The sequence below is a fragment of the Streptomyces sp. NPDC006435 genome, assembly GCF_040612315.1.
Taxonomy (GTDB): domain Bacteria; phylum Actinomycetota; class Actinomycetes; order Streptomycetales; family Streptomycetaceae; genus Streptomyces.
The window spans coordinates 144,892-171,581 of record NZ_JBEXPY010000010.1 but is presented as its reverse complement, the minus strand read 5'-3'; the positions used below and the strand labels follow the sequence as shown (position 1 = coordinate 171,581).

Genomic DNA, 26,690 nt, shown 5'->3' with positions numbered 1-26,690 from the left:
GGCCGAGCGCCCGGCCGCGAGGACCAGGGCCGCGGCCGGCCCGGTGGTCCCCCACACCGCCCAGTGGTAGAGGGACGGGGAGGCGCCGTCCTCGGGTGTCCGGCCGTCGGCGAGGATGCGGGCGGCGCCGAAGCCGACCTCCATGACGGCCTCGTCCTGGAGGAGCCCGTACAGGTTCTGTTCGAGGACGAGGGCGAGGTTCCGTTCCGGCAGCAGGAACAGCATCGCCGAGTAGCCGGGGGTCCCGCCCGTGTGCCAGACGGCGTCGTCGAGCGGGCCGTCGAGCCCGCCGACCCGCCAGCCGAGCCCGTACCCCGTGCCCGCGCCGTCGGCGGTCCTGTTCTCCTCGCGCGTCAGCCGTACGGACCCGGGGGTGAGCACGGTGCGGCCGTCGGCGGTCCTGCCCTGCCGGAGCTGGAGCGAGGCGAAGGCGGCGAGGTCGTTCAGGTCGCCGCCCAGGTAGCCGTAGGCCGCGCCGCCGTCGTCCACGCCGTCGGCGATCGCGGCCGGCCGGCCCCACAGGTACTGGTGCCCCGGCGCCAGGTCCCGCCTCCGCGCCGAGGCCCGGTCGGCGATGGCCCCGCCCATGCCCGCCGGGTCGAGCACGGACCGCCGGAGGTGTTCGGCGAAGGGGCGGCCGGTGACGGACTCGACCACGGCGGCGAGCACCAGGTAGTTGGCGCTGGTGTAGGCGTACCGGGTGCCGGGCGGGCCGAGCGGCCGTACGTCGTCCAGCGCGCCGACGCGCCCCGCCGGGCCGGGGCAGTCGGCGTCGAAGCAGTCGGCGACCGCGAAGGTGGCCGACTCGGGCAGACCCGCGGTCTGGGCGAGCAGGTGGCGGACCGTGACCCGGGAGGCGTGTCCGGGGCCGCCGAACCGGAAGTCCGGCAGATGGTCGACGACCCGGTCGTCGAGGCGGAGCCGGCCGTCCTGCACGAGCGTCAGCACGGCGGTCGCGGTCACCGGCTTGGCGACCGAGCCCCACAGGAACGGGGTGTCGGCCGTGACCGGATCGCCCCGCCCGTCGCTCCCCCAGGACCTCCGGTGGACCGGCCCGTCGGGGCCGACCACCGCGTAGGCGATCCCGGGCGCCCCGGTGGCTTTCATCCGGCCTCGGACGTAGGAGTCGATCGCGGCGAGGCGCTCGGCCCCGACCGGCGCCGCGGGGTCCGCGGGCGCGGCACCGGCCGGGGCGGCCGGTATGCACAGGAGCAGCAGGAGCAGGCAGAACAGCGAGGCGGCCGTGGACACGGCGGCCCGCCGTGAGGAAAAGCGCATGGAGTTCCCCCGTCGTCCCGCCGGGCGGCGGGCTGGATAACCGTATGGCGATATGGTTTTTACCGTACGGTGATACGGTTATCAAGTGCCGAGAACTTCCGACCACGAGGAACGCCGCCGTCAGATCGCCGCCGCCGTCTGCGCGCTGATCGCGGATCGCGGACTGGACGCCGTCACCGTCGCCCGCACCGCCGCCGGGGCGGGGATGTCGGTCGGGCTGGTGCAGCACTACTTCCGCACCAAGGACGAGATGCTGCTCCACGCGTTCGGCGAGGTGGGTGCGGCCATCCGGCGACGGGCCGACGAGCGCATCCGGGCCGGGATCGAGCACCGCCGGCCCATCGCACAGGTGCTGGCCGGGGCGATGGCCGAGTTCGTCCCGCTGGACGAGACGCGCCGCACCGAGTTCCGGGTCGCCCGGGCGTTCGCCGGTCGCGCGCTGGACAACCCCGCCCTCGCCGCGGTCGACGTCGAGACCGCCCGGCGGCTGCGCGAGGACATCGCGCGGGCCGTGCGCAACGGCAAGGAGTGCGGCGAGGTCGAGGAGGAACTGGACCCGTGGCCCGCGGCCGTCCGTCTCACCGCCGTGACGGAGGGGCTGGCCATGCAGGTCTACCGCGACCCCGCCGGGGTGAACGGCGTGCCCGCGGCCGAACTGTGCGCGTCGCTGATCGCCGCCGAACTGGCCACCGTCTTCACCGGCGAGTGCCGCCAGTACACCGCCGGGAACGCCGTCGGGGCCGCCGACGCGTGATCGCGTCGACGGCCCCGGCCGGGTCCGGCTCCGGCCTCAGCCGGTCGCGAGAAGGATCGTCAGCAGCACGGCACCCACCACCGCCGGCGCGATCACCTCGTACGCCCAGCGCACCGACACGGCCGACTCCGCGCCCCCCTCCGAGGAGGAGGCCGAGGGCTTCGCGCCCGCCTTCGCACGCTCCGCCAGTTCCCGCAGGTCCGCCATGGTCTGGTCGGCCGTCGCCGTCCGGGCCTTGGTGTCGCGGACGTCGGCGGTCGCGGACGTACGGTCGTACGGGTCGTCCAGCGAGCGCCGGGACTGCTGCCGGGCCGCCTTCTTCCGCTGCCGCAGCGACACCGGCACCGCCCACAGCTGGTACTTGGCGCCGCCCTCGGTGAACAGCTCGCTCGAATACCCGGCCCGCAGGTCCGCGACCTCGGTCCACGGCATGGTGATCGTCCGGAACGGGTTGCGGATGCGGATGCGCTGCTCGTTGGCGGACACCACGGGCCGCAGCGTGAACGCGACGATCAGCGGCACCGCCGTCAGCGCCCCCGCCAGCGCCAGCCACGGCACCCGGCCGCTCCCCCGGAACAGGGCGTCCCCGCCGATCCAGCAGATGAGCAGGAGCAGCAGGACGCCTCCGACCATCCCGGCGGGCGAGCGGAAGGTCCGGTCGGCGTAGACCGGCTCGGCGGGCGGTGTGGGGCTCGTCATGGGCCCGATTCTGCCTGACGGTCCCGAGCGGCGCCGGGGCGGCCGCCCCGTACCGCGCACCCGCCGCGCGGCGCACCGCCCCGCCCCCTGGAGGACCGGGCCCCTGTACAGGTCGCTACGCGCGTAGATATGCTCCCCTGGTGACCATGCCCACCACAGCTCCAGCATTCGCCGACGCGACCGCGTCCGACAGTGCGCTGCGCCGCTTCCTGCACGGGCTGCCCGGCGTCGACGCCGTCGGCCTCGAAGCGCGTGCCGCGTCCCTCGGAACCCGTTCGATCAAGACGACGGCCAAGGCCTACGCCATCGACCTGGCCATCTCGATGATCGACCTGACGACCCTGGAAGGCGCGGACACCCCGGGCAAGGTCCGGGCCCTCGCCGCCAAGGCCCTCAACCCCGACCCGATCGACCGCACCACCCCGCGCACCGCGGCGCTCTGCGTCTACCCCGACATGGTGCCCACCGCCGTCGCCGCGCTGGCCGGCTCCGACGTGAAGGTGGCCTCCGTCGCGACGGCCTTCCCCGCCGGACGCGCCGCGCTCGACGTGAAGCTCGCGGACGTCCGCGACGCCGTGGCCGCCGGGGCCGACGAGATCGACATGGTGATCGACCGGGGCGCCTTCCTCTCCGGCCGCTACCTGAAGGTCTACGAGGAGATCCTCGCCGTGAAGGCCGAGTGCGCGCGGCCCGACGGCCCCGACGCCCGCCTGAAGGTGATCTTCGAGACGGGCGAGCTGTCCACGTACGACAACATCCGCCGCGCCTCCTGGCTCGGCATGCTGGGCGGCGCCGACTTCATCAAGACGTCGACCGGCAAGGTCTCCACCAACGCCACGCCGGCGAACACCCTGCTGATGCTGGAGGCGGTGCGCGACTTCCGGGCGCAGACCGGCGTGCAGATCGGTGTGAAGCCGGCCGGCGGCATCCGCACCTCCAAGGACGCGATCAAGTTCCTGGTGCTGGTGAACGAGACCGCGGGCGAGGACTGGCTGGACAACCACTGGTTCCGGTTCGGCGCCTCCAGCCTGCTGAACGACCTGCTGATGCAGCGTCAGAAGCTCAGCACCGGCCGTTACTCCGGCCCCGATTACGTGACGGTGGACTGATCCCCATGGCATCTGCATTCGAATACGCGCCCGCGCCCGAGTCGCGCTCGGTCGTCGACATCGCGCCCTCGTACGGCCTGTTCATCGACGGCGAGTTCACCGACGCGGCCGACGGCAAGGTCTTCAAGACCGTCTCGCCGAGCAGCGAGGAGGTGCTCTCCGAGGTCGCGCGGGCCGGGGCGGCCGACGTGGACCGGGCGGTGAAGGCGGCCCGCAGGGCGTTCGAGAAGTGGTCGGCGCTGCCCGGCTCCGAGCGCGCCAAGTACCTCTTCCGGATCGCCCGGATCATCCAGGAGCGCAGCCGCGAGCTGGCCGTCCTGGAGACCCTCGACAACGGCAAGCCGATCAAGGAGACCCGCGACGCGGACCTCCCCCTGGTCGCGGCGCACTTCTTCTACTACGCGGGCTGGGCCGACAAGCTGGACCACGCCGGTTTCGGCGCCGACCCGCGCCCGCTCGGCGTCGCGGGCCAGGTCATCCCGTGGAACTTCCCGCTGCTGATGCTGGCCTGGAAGATCGCCCCGGCGCTCGCCACCGGCAACACGGTGGTCCTCAAGCCCGCCGAGACGACCCCGCTGTCCGCGCTGTTCTTCGCGGACATCTGCCGTCAGGCGGGCCTGCCCAAGGGCGTCGTGAACATCCTTCCCGGCTACGGGGACGCGGGCGCCGCCCTGGTCGCGCACGAGGACGTGAACAAGGTCGCGTTCACCGGCTCGACCGCGGTCGGCAAGGCCATCGCCCGCCAGGTCGCCGGCACGGACAAGCGGGTCACCCTCGAACTGGGCGGCAAGGGCGCCAACATCGTCTTCGACGACGCCCCGATCGACCAGGCCGTCGAGGGCATCGTCACCGGCATCTTCTTCAACCAGGGCCAGGTCTGCTGCGCCGGTTCGCGCCTGCTCGTGCAGGAGTCGATCCAGGACGAACTGCTGGACGCCCTGAAGAGGCGGCTGTCCACGCTCCGGCTCGGCGACCCGCTGGACAAGAACACCGACATCGGCGCGATCAACTCCGCGGAGCAGCTGGCCCGGATCACCGCGCTCGCCGAGACGGGCGAGGCGGAGGGCGCCGAACGCTGGACCGCGCCCTGCGAACTGCCCTCCGCGGGCTACTGGTTCGCCCCGACGCTCTTCACCGGCGTCACCCAGGCGCACACCATCGCCCGCGACGAGATCTTCGGCCCGGTGCTGTCGGTGCTGTCCTTCCGCACCCCCGACGAGGCGGTCGCCAAGGCCAACAACAGCCAGTACGGCCTCTCGGCCGGCATCTGGACGGAGAAGGGCTCCCGCATCCTCGCGGTGGCCAACAGGCTCCGGGCCGGCGTCGTCTGGGCCAACACGTTCAACAAGTTCGACCCGACCTCGCCCTTCGGCGGCTACAAGGAGTCGGGCTTCGGCCGCGAGGGCGGTCGTCACGGCCTGGAGGCGTACCTCGATGTCCGATAACCGTCTGAGCGTCTTCAAGACCTACAAGCTGTACGTCGGGGGCAAGTTCCCCCGTTCCGAGAGCGGCCGGGTGTACGAGGTGACCGACTCCAAGGGCAGGTGGCTGGCGAACGCCCCGCAGTCCTCCCGCAAGGACGCCCGCGACGCGGTCGTGGCCGCCCGCAAGGCGTTCGGCGGCTGGTCGGGCGCGACGGCGTACAACCGCGGCCAGGTCCTCTACCGCGTCGCGGAGATGCTGGAGGGCCGCAGGGACCAGTTCGTGCGGGAGGTCGCGGAGGCCGAGGGCCTGTCGAAGTCCAAGGCGGCGGCCGTCGTGGACGCGGCGGTCGACCGCTGGGTCTGGTACGCCGGCTGGACCGACAAGATCGGCCAGGTCGTGGGCGGGGCGAACCCGGTCGCGGGCCCGTTCTTCAACCTGTCCACACCCGAACCGACCGGGGTGGTCGCGGTCCTGGCCCCCCAGGAGTCGTCGTTCCTGGGCCTGGTCTCGGTGATCGCCCCGGTGATCGCGACCGGCAACACCGCGGTCGTCGTCGCCTCGGCGGACCGCCCGCTGCCCGCGCTCTCCCTGGGCGAGGTGTTCGCCACCTCCGACCTGCCGGGCGGCGTGGTGAACGTCCTGTCCGGCCGGACGGCGGAGATCGCGGCCCCGCTCGCGTCCCACCAGGACGTCAACGCCATCGACCTCACGGGCGCGGACGCCGGGCTCGCGAAGGAGCTGGAGATCGCGGCGGCGGACAACCTGAAGCGCGTCCTGCGCCCGCAGGACACGGACGGCGACGGCACCGCGGACTGGGTGGCCGCCCCCGGCATCCACCGCCTGACGGCCTTCCTGGAGACGAAGACGGTCTGGCACCCGACAGGCGCACTGGGCGTGTCGGGCTCCTCGTACTGAGGGGCCGCCGGGTGGCCTCCGGGCCACCGGCCGCCCCTCCCCCGTGCCGCCGGCCGGCCCGTGCGTTCCCCCTCGCCGCGGGTCGGCCCGTGCGGCCGGGCGGCGGCCCGCCCCTCCGGGACTCCCGGGCGGGGCGGGCCGCCGTCGTCTCAGCCGCCGTGCAGCGCCTGGGCCACCTGCCCCACCACGGGCAGGTCCTTGAGCGCGCCGCCGCTGGTCAGCGGGTCGGTCAGGACGGTCGTGGAGAGCGGCTTGAAGTCGGCGACCTGGGTCTCCACCCCGTTGTTCAGCGGGTCCGTGCCGGTCCTGGCCAGCGGGTCGAGCTGCAGATGCGTGACGGGGGCGATGCCGTGCTTCAGGGACGACCCGAGCGCCCCGGTCGCCGCACCCGTCGCCGCGTCGATGTCCGTGCCGAGGCCGGTGTCCTGCGCACCGACGGCCGGGGCGGGGGCCGGCGCCGCCTGGGCCGCCGCACCTCCCGCGCCGAGCGCGGCACCCACCGCGGTGACGGTCAGACCTGCCCTCAGCAGGGCGCGGCGCGGGGACTTGGAAAGTGCATGACGTGCCATGTGTTTCCCACCTGATCGAGACGATCGAGTAATCATCTGAGTGCGTAGAGTAGTTGAGATGTGATGCTGGATACCAACACGGGTACCGGGGGATCCCCTGCACGGGTGGATGCCTCACACTCGTGTCCTGTGAATTCCCAACCGATCCCGACCCGCGTGGTGCTCCTCGCGGGACCTTCCGGCTCCGGCAAGTCCTCCCTCGCCGCCCGCACCGACCTTCCGGTGCTGCGCCTGGACGACTTCTACAAGGAGGGCGACGACCCCACGCTGCCGCTCGTTTCCGGCAGTACGGACATCGACTGGGACTCCGCACAGTCCTGGGACGCGGACGGGGCGGTGGCCGCGATCGTCGAGCTGTGCCGCACGGGACGCACGGACGTCCCGGTCTACGACATCTCCACGAGTTCGCGGATCGACCGGGAGACCCTCCACATCGAGCGCACGCCGCTGTTCGTGGCCGAGGGGATCTTCGCCGCCGACATAGTCGCGCGGTGCCAGGAACTGGGCGTGCTCGCCGACGCGCTGTGCCTGCGCGGCCGCCCGACGACGACGTTCCGCCGCCGGCTGCTGCGGGACCTGCGCGAGGGCCGCAAGTCGGTGCCGTTCCTGCTGCGCCGCGGCTGGCGGCTGATGCGGGCCGAACGCCGGATCGTGGCCCGCCAGACGGCCCTGGGCGCGTACCCGTGCGGCAAGGAGGAGGCGCTGGGCCGCCTGGCAGCCGCCGCGGCGGGACGGTGTCGCCGCGCGTCCGTCTCGCGCGAAACGGCCTGACACCGGGCCCCCGCGGCCCCGACGCCCCGGCCCTCGGCCCCGTGGGCGCCCGGTCCGTGCGGGACCCGGGCCGCGAGGGTACCGGTACATGCCGACGGGGCCGGACAGGACCCCCCGGCCCGTCCGACCCCGCGACTTTTCCCCGTACTGCGCCGCCTCCCCCGAAGCGGCGCCCCCGTTGTCCCCCGTGGTTCCCCCCTCGGGCCCCCCGTGGTTTCCCCCTGCCTCAGGCCACCAGCTCGCCGAAGGACTCCTCCTGGTCACGGCCGAAGCTGAGGACCTCGTCCTCGCGCAGCCGGCGGAGCGACCGCCAGATGCTGGACTTCACCGTGCCGACACTGATGTCGAGGATGGACGCGATCTCCGGGTCGGTGCGGCCCTCGTAGTAACGCAGGACCAGCATCGTGCGCTGGAGTTCGGGCAGCCGCGCCAGCGCCTGCCAGAGCACGGCGCGCAGTTCCGTGCCGCGCATCGCGTCCGTGTCGCCCGCCGTCTCCGGCAGCTCCTCGGTCGGGTACTCGTTGAGCTTGCGCCTGCGCCAGGCGCTGATGTGCAGGTTCGTCATGGTGCGGCGCAGGTAGCCGCCGACCGCCGCCTTGTCGCTGATCCGGTCCCACGCCCGGTACGTCGAGAACAGGGCGCTCTGCAGCAGGTCCTCGGCCTCGAACCGGTCACCGGTCAGGTGGTAGGCGGTCGCGTACAGGGAGGCGCGGCGCTCCCGGACGTAGGCGGTGAACGCCGCTTCGGCGTTCTCGGCCTGCGCCGGGACCTTCCGCTCCCCCGTGCCCTCCCCGTACGCGTTGCCCCCGTTGTTCCCCCCGTTGCCCCCCACGGGCACGTCAACCACCGTCATGTACGACGTGTGCTGACGCCCGGCACCGCGAATGCACCCCCGCCCACCCGAAGCACCGGACTTCTCGGCACTCCGACCGACATCGTGCAGACGCGTGACAACTGCGCTTGCGGTGATGCTGTGAGTTGCGTTCATCTCGCGCCCCCCATCGGTGGAGTCCGTCCGTTCCTTGTGTCGAAGAGCTTGCCGGGGCAGTTTCATGGCCCTGTCCGCCGACTGTCACAGGCCTGTCACAGGGGACTTCGCCCCGCGCCGGAGGTGCGCCGTGGGTACGCCGGAGGCACGAGTGGGCCGTAACGGTCGAACTGGGGCTCCACCATGGGTCAGAATGACCAGCGTGCCTTTCCTGTTGCTGATCGAGGACGACGACGCCATCCGCACGGCCCTCGAACTCTCGCTGTCACGCCAGGGCCACCGTGTGGCCACTGCGGCGACGGGAGAGGACGGCCTGAAACTGCTGCGCGAGCAGCGGCCGGATCTGATCGTGCTGGACGTGATGCTGCCCGGCATCGACGGTTTCGAGGTGTGCCGGCGCATCCGGCGCACCGACCAGCTGCCGATCATCCTGCTGACCGCGCGCAGCGACGACATCGACGTCGTGGTCGGGCTGGAGTCCGGTGCGGACGACTACGTGGTGAAACCCGTGCAGGGCCGGGTGCTCGACGCCCGTATCCGCGCGGTGCTGCGCCGCGGCGAACGCGAGTCCACCGACTCCGCGTCCTTCGGGAACGTGGTGATCGACCGGTCCGCGATGACCGTGACCAAGAACGGGGAGGACCTCCAGCTCACGCCGACCGAGCTGCGCCTCCTGCTGGAGCTGAGCCGCCGGCCGGGCCAGGCCCTGTCGCGGCAGCAGCTGCTGCGGCTGGTCTGGGAGCACGACTACCTCGGTGACTCCCGGCTGGTGGACGCCTGTGTGCAGCGGCTGCGCGCCAAGGTGGAGGACGTGCCGTCCTCGCCGACCCTGATCCGTACCGTTCGCGGTGTGGGCTACCGGCTGGACTCGCCTCAGTGAGCGATGCCACCGCGCGGCGCCTGCTGACCGGGCTCCGCTGGACCAGTCTGCGCCTGCGTCTCGTCGTCGTGTTCGGGCTGGTCGCCCTGACCGCCGCGGTCTCCGCCTCGGGCATCGCGTACTGGCTGAACCGCGAGGCCGTGCTGACCCGCACCCAGGACGCCGCGCTCGGGGACTTCCGCCAGGAGATGCAGAACCGGGCGGCCGCGCTGCCGTTGCGCCCCACCAAGGACGACCTGCAGAACGCGGCCACGCAGATGGCGAACAGCTCGCCGGGCTACAGCGTGCTGCTGGTCGACGAGCGCGACGCCGGCAAGCCGATCGTCGGCAACTCCGACCTGGACACCTTCACGCTCGACAACGTGCCGCCGGCGTTGCAGAAGGCGGTGAACAAGAAGCAGTCGCTGGAGTCCGGCAACAAGTACGAGTACCACCTGTTCTGGCAGCGGACCAGCATCCGGGGCACCCCGTACCTGGTGGGCGGCACGAAGATCATCGGTGGCGGCCCGACCGGCTACATGCTGAAGTCCCTCGACCAGGAGCGGCAGGACCTCAACTCCCTCGCCTGGTCGCTGGGGATCGCCACCGGGCTCGCGCTGGTGGGTTCGGCGCTGCTCGCGCAGGCCGCGGCGACGACCGTGCTGCGCCCCGTGCAGCGGCTCGGCGACGCCGCCCGCAAGCTCGGCGAGGGCAAGCTCGACACCCGCCTCGTGGTGTCCGGCACGGACGAACTGGCCGATCTCTCCCGTACGTTCAACAAAACCGCGAGTTCGCTGGAGAAACGGGTCGCGGACATGAGCGCCCGGGAGGAGGCGAGCCGGCGGTTCGTCGCCGACATGTCGCACGAGCTGCGCACCCCGCTCACCGCGCTGACCGCCGTCACCGAGGTGCTGGAGGACGAGGCGGACGGCCTCGACCCGATGATCGCGCCCGCGGTGCACCTGGTGGTGAGCGAGACCCGGCGCCTCAACGACCTGGTGGAGAACCTGATGGAGGTGACCCGCTTCGACGCGGGCACGGCCCGGCTGGTCCTCGACACCGTCGACGTCGCCGACCAGGTCACCGCCTGCATCGACGCCCGCGCCTGGCTGGACGCGGTGGACCTGGACGCCGAGCGCGGCATGATGGTCCGCCTCGACCCGCGCCGCCTCGACGTGATCCTGGCGAATCTGATCGGCAACGCGCTCAAGCACGGCGGTTCGCCGGTACGGGTCGCGGTGCGGACCGAGGGCGACGAACTCGTCATCGAGGTCCGCGACCACGGCCCCGGCATCCCCGAGGACGTGCTGCCGCACGTCTTCGACCGGTTCTACAAGGCCAGCGCCTCGCGTCCGCGCTCCGACGGCAGCGGTCTCGGCCTGTCGATCGCCATGGAGAACGCGCACATCCACGGCGGCGACATCACGGCCTCGAACTCACCGGACGGCGACGGCGCGGTGTTCGTGCTTCGGCTGCCGCAGGACGCCGAGCGGCTCACCCGTTCCGACGGGGGGCACGGTGCCGGGATCCGGGACGAGGAGGGCGACGAGGCATGAGGAACAGCGAGAACCACCGGACACTCCGCCGGGCCGCGGCACTGACCGGCGCGGTGGCCGGGGCCGTGCTGCTCTCGGCCTGCGGGATCAGGACCACGTCGGTACCGGTGGACGCCGGGGCCGCGCCGTCCCAGGTGCCCTGCACGACGTCCGCGAAGAGCGTGGCGACGCAGGACCTGCGCGGCGTCCCCGTACAGGTCTATCTGGTCTGCTCCTCGCAGCTGGTCACGGTGGACCGTACGGTGCGGGCGACCGACGGGTCCGGGGCGGACCGGATCCGCATCGCGCAGGACCTCCTCGACGAGCTGCGGCAGAAGCCGCCCGCCGCCGAGCGGAAGGCCGGATACTCCACCACCGTCCCGGAGTCCCTGCGGATCGGCCCGGCCCGCGCCGGCGACCGGCCGGGCACGCTGCGGCTGACCGAGCAGCCGGAGGACCTGCAGTCCGAGGCACTGGCCCAGATCGTGTGCACGTACGCGGAGAACAAGTCGCTCGCCCCGGACAGCACGGTGATGCTGGCCGGCCCCGGGGAGTACGAGCCGCGCGGGTACCTGTGCACCTCGGAGATGAAGACCCGCCCCAAGGCGGTACCGAACCTGGGCGTGGGCCTGACGGCCGGCACGGGGGCCTGACAGCGGCCGGGGAACGGGGCCGCGGTACCGGGGCACACCCCGCGCCGGGGCACCCCGGACGGACCTCGTACCGCCCCCGAGCAGCCCGGAACGAGCCCCGGACCACCTCCGAGCCACCCTCCGAACGGGCCTCGGACCGTCCCCGAACCGCCCCCGAACCGGATTCCGGCTATGCGGAACCGATCCTGCCGTGCGGCGCGTCTTGGGGGACGTGCGTCAAGGTCTGGAAGGTTTGGACGGTCAAACCGTTATCCGTTTCCGCGGGGCCGGGGTATCTCTCCTCCTCGCGCATCTGCTGTTCGTCGGGTGGCTGACCCTGCGGCCGCTCGACGTGCCCTGGATGACTGCCTCGAATCTGCAACCCCTCGCCGGTATCAGAGCGGACCTGTCCCTCGGCCCCGTCGAGGCCACCCGCCGGATCGGCGAGGGACTGCTGCTGCTCGCCCCGCTCGGCGTGCTGCTGCCGATGGCCGGGGGCCGGCTGTTCGTCTCCCCGTGGGCCTCGCTGGCCCGCACCGTCGCCGCGGGCGCGCTGATCTCGCTGGGCATCGAGCTGGCGCAGACCGGCGTGCCCGGCCAGGTCGTCGACGTCGACTCGCTGCTCCTGAACACCGCCGGCGTGGCGTTCGCCCACCTGCTGGTGGTCCCCATGTGCCGGGCGCGGCTGCGCCGGAAGCATGAGCGGGTCGGAGTGCTGCGCCGGAAGCAGCAGCGGATCGGGGTACTGACCCGTCCCAGGGACGAGGCGGCTCAGGGGGCGACCCCGACGATTCCCAGGGTCGGGATCGCCCCGTAGAGCGACGCTTTGCCCCTGTTCGCCGGAGCACCATGGATGCACCGGGAGCACGACGGAGCTGCTCCCCGCAACGGTTCGCGAAGGAGCCCACCATGGCCGCACTTGCCCGCCCCACGGACGGACGCATGATCGGCGGAGTGTGCGCGGCGCTGGCACGGCGCTTCGGCACCTCCGCGGGGACCATGCGGATCATCTTCCTGGTCTCCTGCCTGCTGCCGGGACCGCAGTTCCTGCTCTACCTGGCGCTCTGGCTGCTCTTCCCGTCCGAGAAGACGTCGGCGGCCTCCGCCTGGTGACCCTGGTACGCGCATACGCCTGTGGGCGGACACCCGGTCCGGGTGTCCGCCCACAGGCGTATGCGCGTATGCGCCGCGGGTCAGCCGCCGAGCGGGAGGGTGCTGGTCGACAGGCCGTTGGCCGTCAGACCGTTGGCGTTCAGGCCGCCGCCCGCGGGCAGGCCGCCGAGCAGGCCCTTCGCCGTGCCGGTGGCTCCGCCGACGAGCTTCTGCTGGCCCTTGCCGAGGAGCGTGGTGGTGACGTCCTCGGCCGGCAGGGTCCGGGTCGCGGTGTCCAGCGCCGCACCGGCGACCGGCAGGACGGTGGTGGCGGCGGCTCCGCCCGGCAGCACGGCGGCGGAGGCGGTACCCGCGGCGGCAGCGGCGAAAGCGGCCCCGAGGGCGGCGACGCCGAGAGTCCTGGCAGCAGACTGCTTCATGTGAAATTCATCCTTGGGGAGAGGGATGTGGGCTCCGAAAATTAGCCAGCCCATCGCCTTCCCGCAAACATGGCGACACGCGGAAAAAGACGACCGGCGGCCGGGAAATCATTGCCCCGGCCGCCGGTCGTCAAGGCACCGATCAGTCGGTGGAGGCGGAAGAAACGCTGGTCGCAGCGGTCTGCTCGAAGAGCCACTCGGACTTCAGCTCGGCGTACCCGGGCTTGATCACCTCGTTGATCATCGCCAGACGTTCATCGAAAGGAATGAATGCCGACTTCATCGCATTGACGGTGAACCACTGCATGTCGTCGAGCGTGTATCCGAAAGTCTCGGTCAGCTTCTCGAATTCATTGCTCATGGTCGTACCGCTCATCAACCGGTTGTCCGTGTTGACGGTGGCCCGGAAATGCAGCTTCCGCAGCAGCCCGATGGGGTGCTCGGCGTACGAGGCGGCGGCACCGGTCTGCAGGTTGGAGGTCGGGCACAGCTCCAGCGGGATGCGCTTGTCCCGTACGTAGGAGGCGAGGCGGCCGAGCTTCACGCCGTCGTCGGTGACCTCGATGTCGTCGATGATGCGGACACCGTGGCCGAGCCGGTCCGCGCCGCACCACTGGAGGGCCTGCCAGATCGACGGCAGACCGAACGCCTCGCCCGCGTGGATGGTGAAGTGGTTGTTCTCGCGCTTGAGGTACTCGAAGGCGTCGAGGTGGCGGGTGGGAGGGAAGCCCGCCTCCGCGCCCGCGATGTCGAAGCCGACGACGCCCTGGTCGCGGTGGCGGTTGGCGAGCTCGGCGATCTCCAGGGAGCGGGCGGCGTGCCGCATCGCGGTCAGGAGCGCGCCCATCCGGATGCGGTTGCCGTCCTCGCGGGCCCTGCGCTCGCCCTCGCGGAAGCCCTCGTTGACCGCCTCGACGACCTCTTCGAGGCTCAGCCCGGCCTCCAGGTGCTGCTCGGGGGCGTACCGCACCTCGGCGTAGACGACCCCGTCGGCGGCGAGGTCCTCGGCGCACTCGGCGGCCACCCGGAACAGCGCCTCACGGGTCTGCATGACGGCGCAGGTGTGGGCGAACGTCTCCAGGTAGCGCTCCAGCGACCCGGAGTCGGCCGCCTCGCGGAACCAGATGCCGAGCTTGTCGGGCTCGGTCTCGGGAAGTCCGTCGTAGCCGCTCGCGCGGGCGAGGTCGACGATCGTTCCCGGGCGCAGACCACCGTCGAGATGGTCGTGGAGAAGGACCTTGGGGGCACGCCGGATCTGATCCTGGCCGGGCACGTGAAGGGTCGGGCTCATCATCTGCGCACTCTAGCCCCTACGCGCGTAGATGTCGCTTGTCGATACGTAACAGTGACCGCGAATACGGGTGGAGTACACCCGCCCTTCTGACACTGTTCTGCCATGGCACAGCGCGCACTCCCCCTGCCTGCTGCGAGGCTGGGACGGGCCGTCAGGACGGCCGGAGCACCAACAGCGGTCAGCGGCGTGGTTCTGCTGCTCCCGGACGGCGAGGCCGACTCGTATCGCCGCCCTTCCCCTGTCTCCTACGCACTCCAACTCCCCCTGGCCCGGTCCCTGGCCCGCGCGGGCCGCGAGGACGGGCTCGTCACGCACGTGGTGCGGTACCGCTGCCACGGCTGGAACGCGACGGCCGCCCACCTCGCGGCGGACGCCGAGTGGGCGGTGGACGAGGTCGTACGACGGTACGGCGACGTCCCCGTCTGCCTGGCCGGCCACGGCATGGGCGGCCGGGCGGCCCTCCGGGCGGGCGGCCACCCGGCGGTCAACTCCGTCCTCGCGATGGCCCCCTGGCTGCCGGAGGACGAAACCGACCACCCCGAACCGGTGAAACACCTGCTCGGCCGCCAGGTCCTCCTCGTCCACGGCACCAACGACGCCCGCACGGACCCCGAACTCTCCTTCCGCCTGGCCGAACGCGCCAAGAAGACCAACCGCGACACCTGCCGCTTCGAGGTCCACTCGGACGGCCACTCCCTCCGCCAGCACCGATCCGAAGTCTCCGCCCTGGCAACCGACTTCATCCGCGGCTCCCTCTTCGACCACCCCTACGCCCGCCCGGTGGCCGACGCCTTGGCGGCCCCGCCGCCACTGGGGCTGCGGATGCCGTTGGCGGCGGGGTTCGGGAAGTCCTTGCGGAACTGAGGAGTTGAGGAGTTGAGAAAATGACTCAGGACGCCCGTGTCGCGCGGATGCCACCTGCCCACGCGAACGGGGCAGGCCTTATGGCCGTTATGCCGGAACCTTTGGAGGTGAGCGAAATCGGCACCTGGGCGCGGTGACGTCGCAGGTCACGAACTGTGATCCCTGCGTGGGCGGGGGTGGTCCCTCTCGGCGCTTGCGGCCCTGGAGGTCTTCACCGTGGTCCCCGCGTGGGCGGGGGTGGTCCCGCGATGGCCTTGGCCACCTGCCGCATCTGCTTGTGGTCCCCGCGCGTGCGGGGGTGACCCTGCACAGGCCACCGTTCGTCGCCCCGGTGACGGCCTGCGTCAAAGCACGCTGGTGTTATCGGCGTACCGGCTCACATGGTCGGAAGTGCCGACGGCCAGGTACAGGACCACGAGGAACAGCCGCTGCACCGCCGTTCGTATGCTTGTCCACAGGCGGTGGCGGCATCCCCGAACCTCGGGCCTCGAACGGTCCCACGCGCCAAGCGCCAAGCGCTGCGGAACTGGGGGACAGACATGCGGAAGAGACGCCCTCTCTCGGCGATCTGCTACTTCCTGATGGGCAGTGCGTGCCTGCTGGTCGCCGTGGCGATGGCGACGGGCGTGCGCAACGTGACCGGCCTGATCCCGATCGTGGTCCTGGGTGTACCGGGTGTGATGCTGACGTTCCGCGCGCCGATGTTCAGCGTCTCCTATGGGTCGACCGGGGTGAGGTACTCCGGGATGTTCGGGACGCGCTCCCACGCGTGGGCGGACGTCCTGGAGGTGCGGGTGGCCGTTCTGTCGGGCAGCGTCTACCAGTCCGACGTCCCGGAGCTGGTACTGGCCTCCGGCGGGACGGACCAGCTGCTGATGATGGGGGGCCACAGCTGGGGCCGGGCCCGGAATCGGCGGGTCGTGCGGCTTGTGGCCCAGCTGGAGGCGGCGCGCGTGGCCGCGTCCTGACGCCGGTCGCTTCCACCGGCGGCGCGCGGTACCGGCAGTTTCCCGATACCGGTTTCCCAGCGGGCTGCTCGGGACGCGGACGTTGAGCCATAGTGGGCTCGGGCACGAATGCCACAGCAGCGGTTGCCGGGCCGGGTTCGGCGGCAGATTTCGACCTCGGCGGCATCTGCCGCGCCGAGGTGATGGCTGTCGCGCTTCGGCATACGGTCCAGTGATCCCCGCGTGTGCGGGAGTGGTCCAGTGAAGGACTTCGTGAAAGGCCTGATGCCTGGATGGTCCCTGCGTGAGCGGGGGTGGTCCCTCGGGACACTTGTTGGCCAGGAAACAGCCGTCGGTGATCCCTGCGCGTGCAGGGGTGGTCCGCCGTCGAGGCCGATCCGGACCGCGTAGAGGTCGTGGTCCCCGCGCGTGCGGGGGTGGTCCGCCGTAGAAGCGCGCGTTGCCGTCGGCGTTGGCATGTTCCCTGCGTGGGCGGGGGTGGTCCGAGCCGTGAGAAGTACGGGCCGGTCATGGTGCCGTGTTCCCCGCGCGGGCGGGGGTGATGTCGGTGCCAGGGTCGCGCCGGGTCTGCTCTGCTCGATCCAGGCGTCCGGGACGGCCGCTCACGAACGCGGACCGTGATGCCGGGCCCGGCCGCAACGAGTCCGCCGTATGCACTCAACTGGCCTTGCATCAAAGGCTGTTGACATTGGGAACATCTCGCCGGCGGACCTCCCGCCACACCCGGGCGAGTTGGACCGCGACCAGACATGGCGCATGTCGACAAGCGGCACACACGCAGGTGTGGCCGAGGAGTGCGCGGTACGCCTTGTCGCCACCCGATCGGGCGGACTTCATCGTAATGATCACTGTTCGTAGCCTTTCCAGCAGACAGGGCAGCAGCGGGGAAACCACAGAGCCGAGGTTCCGTGGGCATCCACCGGGCGGGGCCCGAGGTCACGGGCCGTTCCGTTGACCAGCGCGACGGAGCACCAGACACAGTGGGTGCCGCGTTGCTGCGCGCCGGACAGGAGTGCCGGATCGGGCAGGCCGATCTCAGCAGTGGGCATCGTCGGCTCCAGTACTGACGAAGGAATCGCAGCCGCAGGAGATACTCGGCCGCGACCGAACCTGCCCTGACAGGGCAACGGCCCTGGCCTGCACGGGGTATCGGACCACAGCGCCACAGCACCAACGAGCGGCGTTGTGGAGACAGGTGTTGCGCCCCTGCCCCTCGACGAGCGTGGGGGTGGCCATGAGGCCCTCCTCTACCTGCATGATGCGGACAGACAGAGCTTGAGGCCTGGGCCGAACCGCAACTGCTACTGCTTGTAGCAGTTGGTTCAGACAGCCCCGATCCAGTGCGCGAAGTACGACAGGGCCTCCACGTCGGCGCGATGAAAACGCCGCAGGCTGCCGGCCACTTCACGCGCCCACGGGTGCTCGCGTGTGTGCTGCGGAGCTGCTGCCCGCGCTGCTTTGAGACTCCCGAACGCGTCGGCTTGAAGCCCGGCCCACTCCTGCGCACGGGCCAGCTCGATGTAGAAACCGCTGCGACGCTCGGCCGGCAGGCCGACAGGGGGCGTCCACTCCGTCGCTACGCGCAGAGCGCGGTCGACGTGGTCGCGGCCGAGGCCGACAGCGACGGACACCTCATGGATTCGGACCGAGTCGGGGCCGAACGCAGTGCCCAGATAGATGCCCTCGCGCGCGACCTGATCACCGAGCTGCCGGGCGTGCTCCAGGTGGGTGTCGGCGGCATCTGCGTTTCCGTCGCGTCCGGCGATGACGGCGGCCCGCATGTGGAGGGCACCGCGGGAAGCCGCTTCCGACCGGGACGACGGCGCGGGCGCCACGTCGATCGCCTGCTCCAGTGCAGCAAGGCCGGCGGCGTGGGACCGGGCCGTGAAGAAGACCTCGGTCCGTACGTATGCCGTGGCAGCCTGAACGAGAGGGTCCTCCGTACGGTCGGCTGCCCAGCGCATCAGGTCGATCAGCCGGGCAGAAAGGTCACGTGCCCCGTACTTGAAGGCAATCGCGTCACCGACGCGGGCGGCAGCGGCCAGCATCCGGGCAGCGGTCCGCTGTTCGGCGCCACGTGCGGTGTGGACGTACCGGATGGCGTCGTCCAACAGGCTGGGGATCTCCGCGGCGATCCGCCCGTACTGGGCGCCGAGCCTCCAAACCACTGCTGTACTGATCGCGTCCGCCAGCTCGTCCGGCGTACGGGTCGGAGAGCCTTGTGGGATGTCGTACCCGGCGATCGTGGCCGACAGTTCCGGGAGGGCTTGGTGAACCCGCCGTTCAGTGCCCACATAGCCCGTGCGCAGTTGGGTGGCATCCACCGCGAGAGCGGCGGCGATCGCTTCGATCACCTCGTCGCTCGGCCGCCGCGCACCACGCTCGACGGCGCGGATGGTGGCGTAGGAGACGTGCGCGGCCGAGGCCAGACCGGTCTGGGTGAGGCGGCGCGCGCGTCGGCACGCGGCAATTCGCTCACCGACCTCGCGCGGGGAGTCGGCGGACATGCTCCGACCGTACCCACGCCGTCACGGTGTGGGTACGGAACCGGCTATTCGCCGACGATGCCGATCAGGTCCATGAGCGAATCGATCACCCAGTCCGCAGTCTCCCGGACTTGGGGATCGTCTGCCCACAAGTGTCCCCAGGGGCCACGGCGGAGGTGCGCCGCGCGAAGCCCTGCCCGTGCGGCCGGGACGGTGTCGTTCATGGGGTGGTCACCGACGTAGACGGTGTCCTGCGCCGGGGCGTGGGAGGCATCGAGAACCCTCGCGAAGAACTCGGGCGACGGCTTGGCGCAGCCCCACTCCCCGGAGGTGGCGATGAAGTCGGCCGGCAGATCCATGCCGCGCAGCAGGTCCCCGGCACGAATCGTCTGGTTGCCCGCGACGACGACCCGGGCCCCAGCTTCCCGCAGCGCGGTGAGTGCGGGGCGCACGTCCTCGTACAGGTCGGATTCGTCGAGGCGCTCGCCACGGCCGGCAGCCTCGCGCGCGGCGTACTCGGCCGCAATGTCAATACCGGGGCGCAGGAGGCGGAGGGCTTCCGCGTTGTCGAGGCCCTGTGCGGTGACGGCGCCGACGAGCGCGGACAAGGTGTGTCCGGGTACGCCCAGCCAATCCGCCCAGGAGGCCCAGTAGCGGTCGTCGCGAACGAGGGTCTCACCGATGTCGAACACGATCGTCTTCACCTGGTGAGCTTACGGGCAGGGCCAGCAGCCAGGACTGGCAAGCCGCATGCGTGCCGTACAGCCCGAGGTACCGACCAGATCGACGTCGTCGGTGAACAACTCCCGCCAAATTCCACCGGCGCGGACGACCTGGTTCCCCGCGACGCCGAGCCACGGCCCACCACCTCGAAGCTGTACAAGAGCCGAGCGGACATCGGGGTACAGGCCGACCTCGCCGAAGCGCTCCGCCCGCCCGGCAAGTCGCCGCAGAAATGCCCCGGCAGGCGGTGGGAAGGCGCCAGTTGCCGGGAAGCAGCTGGACCAGGCGGCTACGGGCGTTGGTGTTGTCGGTCCGTCAACATGTGGCCATCCAATCGCGACACAAGCCCAAGCCTCCTCCTTGCGGACCAAGTCCAGTCATGAGGAAGAGCCTTGAGGTGAAGACGGTCTGAGATAATCACTCTGTGCAGGCCCCCTACCCACCACTTAGAAGAAATACCGCTTATGGGCGTCATGTCGGAATCTTTGGAAGTAAGTAAAACTGGCACCCTGCCGCGATAAAGCAGCAGGTCACGAACTATGGTCCCCGCGCGTGCGGGGGTGGTCCCCCCGAACTGACCCCGAACGCTTCCGCGTCGCCATGGTCCCCGCGCGTGCGGGGGTGGTCCCGCCGTGCTGGTCGGGCCGACGCCCACGTTGTAATGGTCCCCGCGCGTGCGGGGGTGGTCCCGACGGGCGCGCCCTCGCGGTGGCCCGGCAGATATGGTCCCCGCGCGTGCGGGGGTGGTCCCTCCATGGACTGGGACCGCCGGCACCGCGGCGTATGGTCCCCGCGCGTGCGGGGGTGGTCCCCACTGGACCATCCACGAGGCGGGGAACGCCGAATGGTCCCCGCGCGTGCGGGGGTGGTCCCTACCAGAATCCGGGCCCCTGCGACCGCTACCCATGGTCCCCGCGCGTGCGGGGGTGGTCCCGCGCTCAACCTCGGCGCGCAGCAGATCCGCCGATGGTCCCCGCGCGTGCGGGGGTGGTCCCGAACGGGCAAGCCTGTCCGCGCTGATCGCAATGTGGTCCCCGCGCGTGCGGGGGTGGTCCCGATGACCGGGCTCTGGGTTCTTTTCGTTGACCGTGGTCCCCGCGCGTGCGGGGGTGGTCCCATGGTGACGGCCGACGGCGAGGACCACCACCGGTGGTCCCCGCGCGTGCGGGAGTGGTTCCCGGCGGGCGCACTTCGAGCGCCGCCAGGCGGAGTGGTCCCCGCGCGTGTGGGGGTGGTCCCGCGGTCTCGCTGGCTCCGGAGCCGAGGATGCCGTGGTCCCCGCGCGTGCGGGGGTGGTCCGTCGCCGAACTCCTCGGGTACACCCGTACCTCGGTGGCCCCAGCGACGGCACCAAGACCGTCATCCGGCTGACGTGGTCCCCCGCGCGTGCGGGGGTGGCCCCTTCGAATACCTCCAGGTCACCGGAGTGACCCGGTGGTCCCCGGGGCGGTGGTGGAAGTTCCGTGGTCCCCGCGCGTGTGGGGGTGGTCCCGGGTTCGGCGAAATGTCTTCGAGCTTGATCTTGATGTCGTGCAGTCCCCGCGCACGCGGGGTGCTGGTTGGTGTTGTCAGTCCGGCAGCAGGTGGCCGCGGCGGGACAGGAGGAAGTGTTTGAAGGCGGCCACCGGTGGGGTGTCGGGGTGGCCGTCGAGCCAGGCGACGCCGATTTCGCGGGCGGCCCTCGGGGCCGTGACCGTCAGTTCGACGACTCCGGGGCGGGCCACCGCCGGAGGGGGGAGGAGGGCCACGCCCAGGCCGGCGGCGACCAGGCCGCGGAGGGTTTCCGCCTCCTCGCCCTCGAAGGCCACCCGGGGAGTGAAGCCCGCCTCGGCGCACAGGTCGTCGGTGATCCGGCGCAGGCCGTAGCCCGGTTCCAGGGTGACGAACTTTTCGTCGGCGGCCTCCGCGAGGCGGATGCGGCGGCGGCCGGCGAGGCGGTGGTCCTCGGGGACGACCAGGCGCAGGCGTTGTTCGTCCAGGCGGCGGGCGACCAGGTCGGGGGCGTCCGGGACCGGGGAGGTGAGGCAGAGGTCGAGGCCGCCGGCCCGGAGGCGTTCGAGCATCGCCTCGCCGTAGTTCTGCACGAGCTGGAAGCGGACCCGGGGGTGGTCGGCGCGGAAGGCGCGGATGAGGGCGGGGACGGTCTCCGAGCCCATGGTGTGCAGGAAGCCGAAGGCGACCTTGCCGGTGGCCGGGTCGGCGTCGGCCCGTACCGAGTCGGCGGCCTTCTCCACCTCGGCCAGGGCCCGCTCGGCGGAGCCGAGGAAGGTGCGGCCCGCCGGGGTGAGCGAGACCGTACGGCCCTTGCGGGCGAACAGGGCGACGCCCAGGTCCTGTTCGAGCCTGACCATCGCCCGCGACAGCGTCGACTGCGGGACGCCGAGCTCCTGCGCGGCGCGTGTGACGTGTTCGTGGCGGGCCACCGCCTCGAAGTGGGCCAGCCTCGGCGCGAGCACGGCGCGGATGTCTTCTTCGTAACTACCCGGTGACAGCCGAGGCTGTGAGCTGCGTTCATGCACCATGGGATTGATTATCGCCAATTTGTGCATTGGACGCATGAAATGGAGAGGTCTACTTTCGAAGCATGCCTCCCGCCAGTACCGGGGCGTCCACGCTCGTCGTGGCCGCCTCGTCCCAGCCGTCCCCCGTCGCCGACTCCCCCGCGCCCGCCGCCGCCGCGACGGACCGCCTCGAACCCGGCCGCCCCGGCTACCGCCGGATGAGCTTCGCGCTCTTCGCCGCAGGCGTCGCGACCTTCGCGCTCCTCTACTCCACCCAGGCCCTGCTGCCCGCCGTCTCCGCCTCCCTCGGCGCCACGGCCGGCCAGGCCAGCTGGACGGTCTCCGCCGCGACGGGCGCGCTGGCGCTGTGCGTACTGCCGATGAGCGCGCTCTCCGAGCGGTTCGGGCGGCGGCAGATGATGACCGCGTCGCTGACGGTCGCCGTACTGGTCGGGCTGCTCGTGCCCTTCGCCCCCTCGCTGGGCTGGCTGATCGCGCTGCGCGCCGTCCAGGGCGCGGCACTGGCCGGACTGCCCGCCTCCGCGATGGCGTACCTGGCGGAGGAGGTACGGCCGAAGGCGCTGGTCGCCGCGATCGGACTGTTCGTGGCCGGCAACAGCATCGGCGGCATGAGCGGCCGCATCGTCACCGGCTGGATCGCCCAGCTGTGGGGCTGGCGGGCGGCGCTCGGCGCGGTCGGGCTGATGGCCCTGGCCTGCGCGGTCGTCTTCCACTTCATGATCCCCAAGGCCCGGAACTTCACCCCCGGGACGCTGAACCCGAAGGCCCTCGCCAGGACCGTGGGCGACCACCTCTCCGACCCGCTGCTGCGTCGGCTGTACGCGATCGGCGCGCTGTTCATGACCGTGTTCGGCGCGGTCTACACGGTGATCGGCTACCGCTTGGTGGAGGCGCCGTTCAACCTTCCGCAGGGCGTCGTCGGCTCGATCTTCCTGGTCTACCTCGTCGGTACGGTCTCCTCCGCCGCGGCCGGCAAGCTGGTCGCCCGGCTCGGCCGCCGGGGCGCGCTGTACCTGGCCGTCTCCACCACCGCCGCCGGGCTGCTCCTCTCCCTCTCCGACCGGCTGGCCGCCGTGCTCCTCGGCCTGGTCCTGATCACGGCCGGCTTCTTCGCCGGGCACGCGGTCGCCTCCTCGTCCGTGAGCCGTACGGCAACCAAGGGCCGCGCCCAGGCGTCGGCGCTCTACCAGTCCGCGTACTACCTGGGCTCCAGCGCGGGCGGCACGCTCGGCGCGGTCGCCTTCCACTCGGGCGGCTGGACCGGGACCGTGGCGCTGGGCCTGTTCGCGGTGCTCGGCGTCGTGTCGATCACCCTGTACGGCTCGCGGGCCGCCCGCGCCGAACGGCTCCGGACCTCGCCGGTGGCGGCCGTACGGGCCTGAAGCCCGGCCCGCCCCGGCCCGTCCCCGGTCCGGCCCGCCCCCGATCCGGCCTCCGGCACCCGCCCGGGGGCGGAACCCGGCGCCCGGTACCCGTGCAGAACTGAGACATCCGGCGCACAACCATCGACTCCCCGACGCGCGTCTAGCAGGCGGAAACACCTCACGGCGCGCGAAGGGGAGTTGGCGTAATGGGAGTCGCGGGGAACATACGGGGAATACGGCTGCGGCGCGGCATCGCGCTGACGGTCGCGGGGCTGGCCTCGGTGCCCGCCCTGGTCATCGGTACCGGCGGGTCGGCGCAGGCGGCGTCCTGCACGAAGTCCACCGGGCCGTACCAGAAGCAGGTCGAGAAGTATCTGCACCTGCCGGTCGACGGCAAGCAGTCGTCCGCCGACTGCAAGGCGATCCGGTCGTTCCAGAGCACGTACGGGGTCACCCCCACCATCGGGTACGCCGGGCCGGTCACCTGGCGCACGATGAAGACGCTCACCGCCCAGAAGGCGGCCGGCAAGAACCCGAACAAGGACAAGAAGTGCCCCACCAACAAGGGGCGCATCGCGTGCGTCGACCTGACCCGGCAGCTGAGCTGGATCCAGGACGGCAGCAAGCTGAAGTTCGGCCCCGTGCCGGTGCGGACCGGACGCAACGGGTACGAGACCCGCACCGGGTCGAAGAAGATCTACTGGCGGAACATCGACCACGTCTCCTCGATCTACCACGTGGCCATGCCGTACGCGCAGTTCTTCGACGGCGGGCAGGCGTTCCACTCGGTGGGCGTGAAGATGTGGAACCCGCCGGGGTCGCACGGCTGCGTCAACATGCGGTCCGCCGACGCGAAGTCGTACTGGAAGCTGCTGAGGAACGGCGACGACGTCCACGTGTACGGGCGCAAGCCCGGCACCTGATCCGGCCCGGCCGCCCGGGCCCGGCACCTGGTCCGGGAGCCGGTCGGAACCCGTTCCGGGCCTGCTCCGGGTCCGGTCCGGGCCTGATCGGCGCTCGGCCGGAACTCGCCCCGAACGCGACTGGAACACGGCTGCGGCAGGAGCGGCTTCGGCGCTTTCCACCCCTGTTGTCAGTGGCCTGCTGTAGCTTCCGAAGTGCTGAAGTGGGCGGTGTCACAGCACAACAGGGGTGGAACGATGGGTGATCTGACGGCGACGACGGACATCGACAGCCGTCTGGAGGGGCATCGGGTCGAGCTGACCGGCTACTGCTACCGGATGCTCGGCTCGGCCTTCGAGGCGGAGGACGCCGTGCAGGACACGCTGGTGCGTGCCTGGCGGAACTTCGAGAAGTTCGAAGGGCGTTCCTCGTTGCGGTCCTGGTTGTACCGCATCGCCACCAACGTCTGCCTGGACATGCTGAACGCGGGCAACAAGCGGGCCCGTCCCGTCGACCTGACGGGGCCGACGCCGCTCGCCCAGGCGGCGCTCAACCCGCTGCCGGAGAACACCTGGCTGGAGCCGATGCCGGACGGCCGCGTCCTGCCGACGGTGGCCGACCCCGCGGAGGCCGCCGTGGCGCGGGAGTCGGTGCGGCTGGCGTTCGTCGCCGCGCTCCAGCACCTGCCGCCCAAGCAGCGGGCCGTGCTGATCCTGCGCGAGGTGCTGGCCTGGAAGGCGAGCGAGGTCGCCGAGCTGCTGGACACCTCGGTCGCCTCCGTCAACAGCGCCCTCCAGCGGGCGCGGGCCACCCTCACGGAGCACGAGGGGAAGCCCGCGGACACCGCGAATCCGCTCGACGAGGAGCAGCGCAAGCTCCTGGAGCGGTACGTGGCGGCCTTCGAGGGGTACGACATGGCGGCGCTGACCGCGCTGCTCCACGAGGACGCCGTGATGACCATGCCGCCGTTCGACCTCTGGCTCCAGGGGCACGACGACATCACCGGCTTCATGCTCTCCATCGGCGCGAGCTGCGCGGGCTCCCGCCTGGTGCCGACGTTCGCCAACGGCACCCCGGCGTTCGCCCACTACAAGCCGAACCCGGAAGGCCCCGGGTTCGTGCCGTGGGCGGTGCAGGTCATCGACATCTCGGACGGCGCCATCACCGGGATGCACTGCTTCCTGGACACGCCGCGCTGGTTCCCGCTCTTCGGACTGCCGGACCACCTCGACGACGACGCGACGGAGTGAGGCCGGGCCGGTGAGACGCGGAATACGGAACGGGCTGGTGGCCGGCTGGGTGGTGCTGGCGGCCGGTGGCTGGGGCGTGGCCCAGTGGATGGGCGAGCCCTCCGCCACCGGCGGCCCGGCCCCGGTGGCAACGCCGTCCTCCGGGGCGGAGCCGGGACCGCAGCCCGAGTCCGACTGCGGGGACTTCGTGGCGGCACCTCCCGGCCCCAGCGCCTCCCCGAACTCGTCCGCCACGCTGACGAAGGTCCCGGCCGACGGAAAGATCTCCATCGGTACGACGTTCTGCGACTCGGTCCGGACCACGTCGTCCGGGGACGAGGAGGACTGAGCGGGACAGGAACGGGCGCGGGGCGAGGACGGGGGCAGGAACGGTAGCGGGAGCGGGCGTGGCTTCGGTGCGGGCGAGGTGGGGGTGAGGTGTCGGCGGCGTGCTCGGGCGGTCGGGTCGTGGGCTTCCCGGTCGGCCCCGGTCCTGCCCGGCCGTCGGCCCCGGCCCGCACCTCGTGTCCGCCGTCTACCTCGTGTCCGGCCCGCCCGCCGGGCCCGTAACGCCCGTCACGCCCGTCACGCCCGTCACGCCCACCACACCCGTAACACCTGTCCCGCCTGCCGGACCCGTCGTGTCTGCCGCACCCGTCACGTCGGCGATGCTCATCACATCGGCCAGTCCCACCAGGTCCAGCAGGCTCCGCAGTTCCGGGGACGCGTTGCGCAGCCGTAGCCTCCGGCCGCCCGCCCGGCGGGCCACGAGCACCAGTCGGGCTATCGCCTCGACCAGTGCCAGGTCCGGCCGCACGACCCCGCCCACATCGCAGTCCACCCCGGCCTCCGGGTCGTGGGCGGCGCCGTCGGGGCCGTGCAGCAGCGCCTCCAGCCCGGCACAGATTCCCGGCACCGCGTCCCTGGTGACGCGGCCGGTGACGACGAGAACGATCGGGGTCATGGCTTCCACATCAGGGGAGACCGGCGCGGCGGCCGAAACTCATCGCTGCCCGGTCCGGCACTTCCCTCGGCCGCCGCGTACCCCCGGCGGCCTCCCGGCGTCCCTCTGCCGCACCACACCACCCGGAACCGGGATGTTCCGGGCTGCTCCGGGCCGTCCCGGGCCGCCCCGAGCTGTTCCGGGCCGTCCCGAAGCACCTCCGGAGCGATGATCTTTCGTCAACTCCGTTGATCTGTGCGATTTCTGTGAACCCGTCTGCCCAATTCCCCCTCTAGGTACGTGAACCGGCCGGCACCGGCGTCGCCGT

The 26,690-nt window shown here is 71.6% G+C and carries 25 protein-coding genes, 2 pseudogenes and 1 CRISPR repeat array; of the genes and pseudogenes, 16 read left to right on the top strand and 11 right to left on the bottom strand.

Going from position 1 to position 26,690, the window contains the following annotated elements; genetic code table 11:
• Positions 1 to 183 precede the first annotated feature (183 nt).
• A pseudogene (locus ABZZ04_RS13875) lies at positions 184 to 1,278 on the bottom strand (serine hydrolase domain-containing protein); the annotation flags it as partial.
• A gap of 85 nt (positions 1,279 to 1,363) precedes the next feature.
• On the opposite strand from ABZZ04_RS13875, the gene ABZZ04_RS13870 reads away from it, so the two are divergent.
• Positions 1,364 to 2,032, top strand: a complete 669-nt coding sequence (locus ABZZ04_RS13870; protein WP_356932406.1) for a TetR/AcrR family transcriptional regulator — start codon at positions 1,364 to 1,366, stop codon at positions 2,030 to 2,032.
• A 36-nt stretch (positions 2,033 to 2,068) separates the two neighbouring features.
• Here ABZZ04_RS13870 and ABZZ04_RS13865 read toward each other — a convergent pair whose 3' ends face one another.
• Positions 2,069 to 2,731: a PH domain-containing protein gene (locus ABZZ04_RS13865; RefSeq protein WP_356932405.1), complete on the bottom strand. Its 663-nt coding sequence runs from the start codon at positions 2,729 to 2,731 to the stop codon at positions 2,069 to 2,071.
• 146 nt (positions 2,732 to 2,877) lie between these two features.
• Between ABZZ04_RS13865 and deoC the strand changes: the two genes are divergently transcribed.
• The 3 genes from deoC to ABZZ04_RS13850 are packed head-to-tail and all read left to right on the top strand — an operon-like array spanning position 2,878 to position 6,180.
• A complete protein-coding gene (gene deoC, locus ABZZ04_RS13860; RefSeq protein ID WP_356932423.1) occupies positions 2,878 to 3,840 on the top strand; it encodes a deoxyribose-phosphate aldolase in 963 nt (320 codons plus the stop codon).
• A gap of 5 nt (positions 3,841 to 3,845) precedes the next feature.
• Complete coding sequence (locus ABZZ04_RS13855; RefSeq protein ID WP_356932404.1) at positions 3,846 to 5,285, top strand: aldehyde dehydrogenase family protein; 1,440 nt, start codon at positions 3,846 to 3,848, stop codon at positions 5,283 to 5,285.
• Positions 5,275 to 6,180: an aldehyde dehydrogenase family protein gene (locus ABZZ04_RS13850; RefSeq protein ID WP_356932403.1), complete on the top strand. Its 906-nt coding sequence runs from the start codon at positions 5,275 to 5,277 to the stop codon at positions 6,178 to 6,180. The genes ABZZ04_RS13855 and ABZZ04_RS13850 overlap by 11 nt, the downstream gene beginning before the upstream one ends.
• Before the next feature lie 149 nt (positions 6,181 to 6,329).
• On the opposite strand, the gene ABZZ04_RS13845 is transcribed toward ABZZ04_RS13850, so the two are convergent.
• Positions 6,330 to 6,749 (bottom strand): hypothetical protein, encoded by a 420-nt coding sequence (locus ABZZ04_RS13845; RefSeq protein ID WP_356932402.1) that lies wholly within the window; start codon positions 6,747 to 6,749, stop codon positions 6,330 to 6,332.
• A 63-nt stretch (positions 6,750 to 6,812) separates the two neighbouring features.
• On the opposite strand from ABZZ04_RS13845, the gene ABZZ04_RS13840 reads away from it, so the two are divergent.
• The gene (locus ABZZ04_RS13840; RefSeq protein ID WP_356932401.1) at positions 6,813 to 7,520 is read left to right on the top strand and encodes a uridine kinase; all 708 of its coding nucleotides are present in this window, start codon (positions 6,813 to 6,815) and stop codon (positions 7,518 to 7,520) included.
• 226 nt (positions 7,521 to 7,746) lie between these two features.
• Here ABZZ04_RS13840 and ABZZ04_RS13835 read toward each other — a convergent pair whose 3' ends face one another.
• Entirely contained in the window at positions 7,747 to 8,508 is a 762-nt protein-coding gene (locus ABZZ04_RS13835) for a SigE family RNA polymerase sigma factor (protein WP_356932400.1), read from the bottom strand.
• Positions 8,509 to 8,710: 202 nt separating this feature from the next.
• Between ABZZ04_RS13835 and afsQ1 the strand changes: the two genes are divergently transcribed.
• The 5 genes from afsQ1 to ABZZ04_RS13810 all read left to right on the top strand — a co-directional run bounded on the left by afsQ1 (position 8,711) and on the right by ABZZ04_RS13810 (position 12,647).
• Positions 8,711 to 9,388, top strand: coding sequence for a two-component system response regulator AfsQ1 (gene afsQ1, locus ABZZ04_RS13830; protein WP_176729344.1), 678 nt, complete (start codon positions 8,711 to 8,713; stop codon positions 9,386 to 9,388).
• Positions 9,385 to 10,923 (top strand): HAMP domain-containing sensor histidine kinase, encoded by a 1,539-nt coding sequence (locus ABZZ04_RS13825; RefSeq protein ID WP_356932399.1) that lies wholly within the window; start codon positions 9,385 to 9,387, stop codon positions 10,921 to 10,923. The genes afsQ1 and ABZZ04_RS13825 overlap by 4 nt, the downstream gene beginning before the upstream one ends.
• The gene (locus ABZZ04_RS13820) at positions 10,920 to 11,555 is read left to right on the top strand and encodes a hypothetical protein (RefSeq protein WP_356932398.1); all 636 of its coding nucleotides are present in this window, start codon (positions 10,920 to 10,922) and stop codon (positions 11,553 to 11,555) included. The genes ABZZ04_RS13825 and ABZZ04_RS13820 overlap by 4 nt, the downstream gene beginning before the upstream one ends.
• Positions 11,556 to 11,766: 211 nt before the next feature.
• Positions 11,767 to 12,351: a VanZ family protein gene (locus tag ABZZ04_RS13815; protein ID WP_356932397.1), complete on the top strand. Its 585-nt coding sequence runs from the start codon at positions 11,767 to 11,769 to the stop codon at positions 12,349 to 12,351.
• 92 nt (positions 12,352 to 12,443) lie between these two features.
• On the top strand, positions 12,444 to 12,647 hold the full coding sequence (locus ABZZ04_RS13810) for a PspC domain-containing protein (RefSeq protein WP_356932396.1): 204 nt from the start codon (positions 12,444 to 12,446) through the stop codon (positions 12,645 to 12,647).
• Positions 12,648 to 12,727: 80 nt separating this feature from the next.
• On the opposite strand, the gene ABZZ04_RS13805 is transcribed toward ABZZ04_RS13810, so the two are convergent.
• The gene (locus ABZZ04_RS13805) at positions 12,728 to 13,066 is read right to left on the bottom strand and encodes a hypothetical protein (protein ID WP_356932395.1); all 339 of its coding nucleotides are present in this window, start codon (positions 13,064 to 13,066) and stop codon (positions 12,728 to 12,730) included.
• Between the two features lie 142 nt (positions 13,067 to 13,208).
• Positions 13,209 to 14,360: an adenosine deaminase gene (locus ABZZ04_RS13800; RefSeq protein ID WP_356932394.1), complete on the bottom strand. Its 1,152-nt coding sequence runs from the start codon at positions 14,358 to 14,360 to the stop codon at positions 13,209 to 13,211.
• 102 nt (positions 14,361 to 14,462) lie between these two features.
• On the opposite strand from ABZZ04_RS13800, the gene ABZZ04_RS13795 reads away from it, so the two are divergent.
• Together ABZZ04_RS13795 and ABZZ04_RS13790 are read left to right on the top strand one after the other, a co-directional pair.
• A complete protein-coding gene (locus ABZZ04_RS13795; RefSeq protein WP_356932393.1) occupies positions 14,463 to 15,224 on the top strand; it encodes an alpha/beta hydrolase in 762 nt (253 codons plus the stop codon).
• A gap of 539 nt (positions 15,225 to 15,763) precedes the next feature.
• Entirely contained in the window at positions 15,764 to 16,192 is a 429-nt protein-coding gene (locus ABZZ04_RS13790) for a hypothetical protein (RefSeq protein WP_356932392.1), read from the top strand.
• A gap of 1,322 nt (positions 16,193 to 17,514) precedes the next feature.
• Here the strand turns inward: ABZZ04_RS13790 and ABZZ04_RS13785 are convergent.
• The 4 genes and pseudogenes from ABZZ04_RS13785 to ABZZ04_RS13770 form a co-directional block, all read right to left on the bottom strand.
• Positions 17,515 to 18,699: a helix-turn-helix domain-containing protein gene (locus ABZZ04_RS13785; RefSeq protein WP_356932391.1), complete on the bottom strand. Its 1,185-nt coding sequence runs from the start codon at positions 18,697 to 18,699 to the stop codon at positions 17,515 to 17,517.
• A 44-nt stretch (positions 18,700 to 18,743) separates the two neighbouring features.
• The gene (locus ABZZ04_RS13780; protein WP_356932390.1) at positions 18,744 to 19,382 is read right to left on the bottom strand and encodes an HAD family hydrolase; all 639 of its coding nucleotides are present in this window, start codon (positions 19,380 to 19,382) and stop codon (positions 18,744 to 18,746) included.
• A gap of 63 nt (positions 19,383 to 19,445) precedes the next feature.
• Positions 19,446 to 19,619, bottom strand: a pseudogene (locus tag ABZZ04_RS13775) (haloacid dehalogenase); the annotation flags it as partial.
• A gap of 322 nt (positions 19,620 to 19,941) precedes the next feature.
• Positions 19,942 to 20,701: direct repeats of the CRISPR family, unit length 28 nt; unit sequence TGGTCCCCGCGCGTGCGGGGGTGGTCCC.
• 268 nt (positions 20,702 to 20,969) lie between these two features.
• Complete coding sequence (locus tag ABZZ04_RS13770; protein ID WP_356932389.1) at positions 20,970 to 21,923, bottom strand: LysR family transcriptional regulator; 954 nt, start codon at positions 21,921 to 21,923, stop codon at positions 20,970 to 20,972.
• A gap of 62 nt (positions 21,924 to 21,985) precedes the next feature.
• Between ABZZ04_RS13770 and ABZZ04_RS13765 the strand changes: the two genes are divergently transcribed.
• The 4 genes from ABZZ04_RS13765 to ABZZ04_RS13750 all read left to right on the top strand — a co-directional run bounded on the left by ABZZ04_RS13765 (position 21,986) and on the right by ABZZ04_RS13750 (position 25,768).
• The gene (locus ABZZ04_RS13765; protein ID WP_356932388.1) at positions 21,986 to 23,305 is read left to right on the top strand and encodes an MFS transporter; all 1,320 of its coding nucleotides are present in this window, start codon (positions 21,986 to 21,988) and stop codon (positions 23,303 to 23,305) included.
• A gap of 188 nt (positions 23,306 to 23,493) precedes the next feature.
• Positions 23,494 to 24,210 carry a L,D-transpeptidase family protein gene (locus tag ABZZ04_RS13760; protein WP_356932387.1) on the top strand — a complete coding sequence of 239 codons (717 nt, stop codon included), beginning with the start codon at positions 23,494 to 23,496 and terminating at the stop codon, positions 24,208 to 24,210.
• Positions 24,211 to 24,447: 237 nt separating this feature from the next.
• Positions 24,448 to 25,440 carry a sigma-70 family RNA polymerase sigma factor gene (locus ABZZ04_RS13755; protein ID WP_356932386.1) on the top strand — a complete coding sequence of 331 codons (993 nt, stop codon included), beginning with the start codon at positions 24,448 to 24,450 and terminating at the stop codon, positions 25,438 to 25,440.
• A gap of 10 nt (positions 25,441 to 25,450) precedes the next feature.
• The gene (locus ABZZ04_RS13750) at positions 25,451 to 25,768 is read left to right on the top strand and encodes a hypothetical protein (RefSeq protein ID WP_356932385.1); all 318 of its coding nucleotides are present in this window, start codon (positions 25,451 to 25,453) and stop codon (positions 25,766 to 25,768) included.
• A 186-nt stretch (positions 25,769 to 25,954) separates the two neighbouring features.
• Here the strand turns inward: ABZZ04_RS13750 and ABZZ04_RS13745 are convergent, their stop codons facing one another.
• Complete coding sequence (locus tag ABZZ04_RS13745) at positions 25,955 to 26,383, bottom strand: STAS domain-containing protein (RefSeq protein ID WP_356932384.1); 429 nt, start codon at positions 26,381 to 26,383, stop codon at positions 25,955 to 25,957.
• Positions 26,384 to 26,690 lie beyond the last annotated feature (307 nt).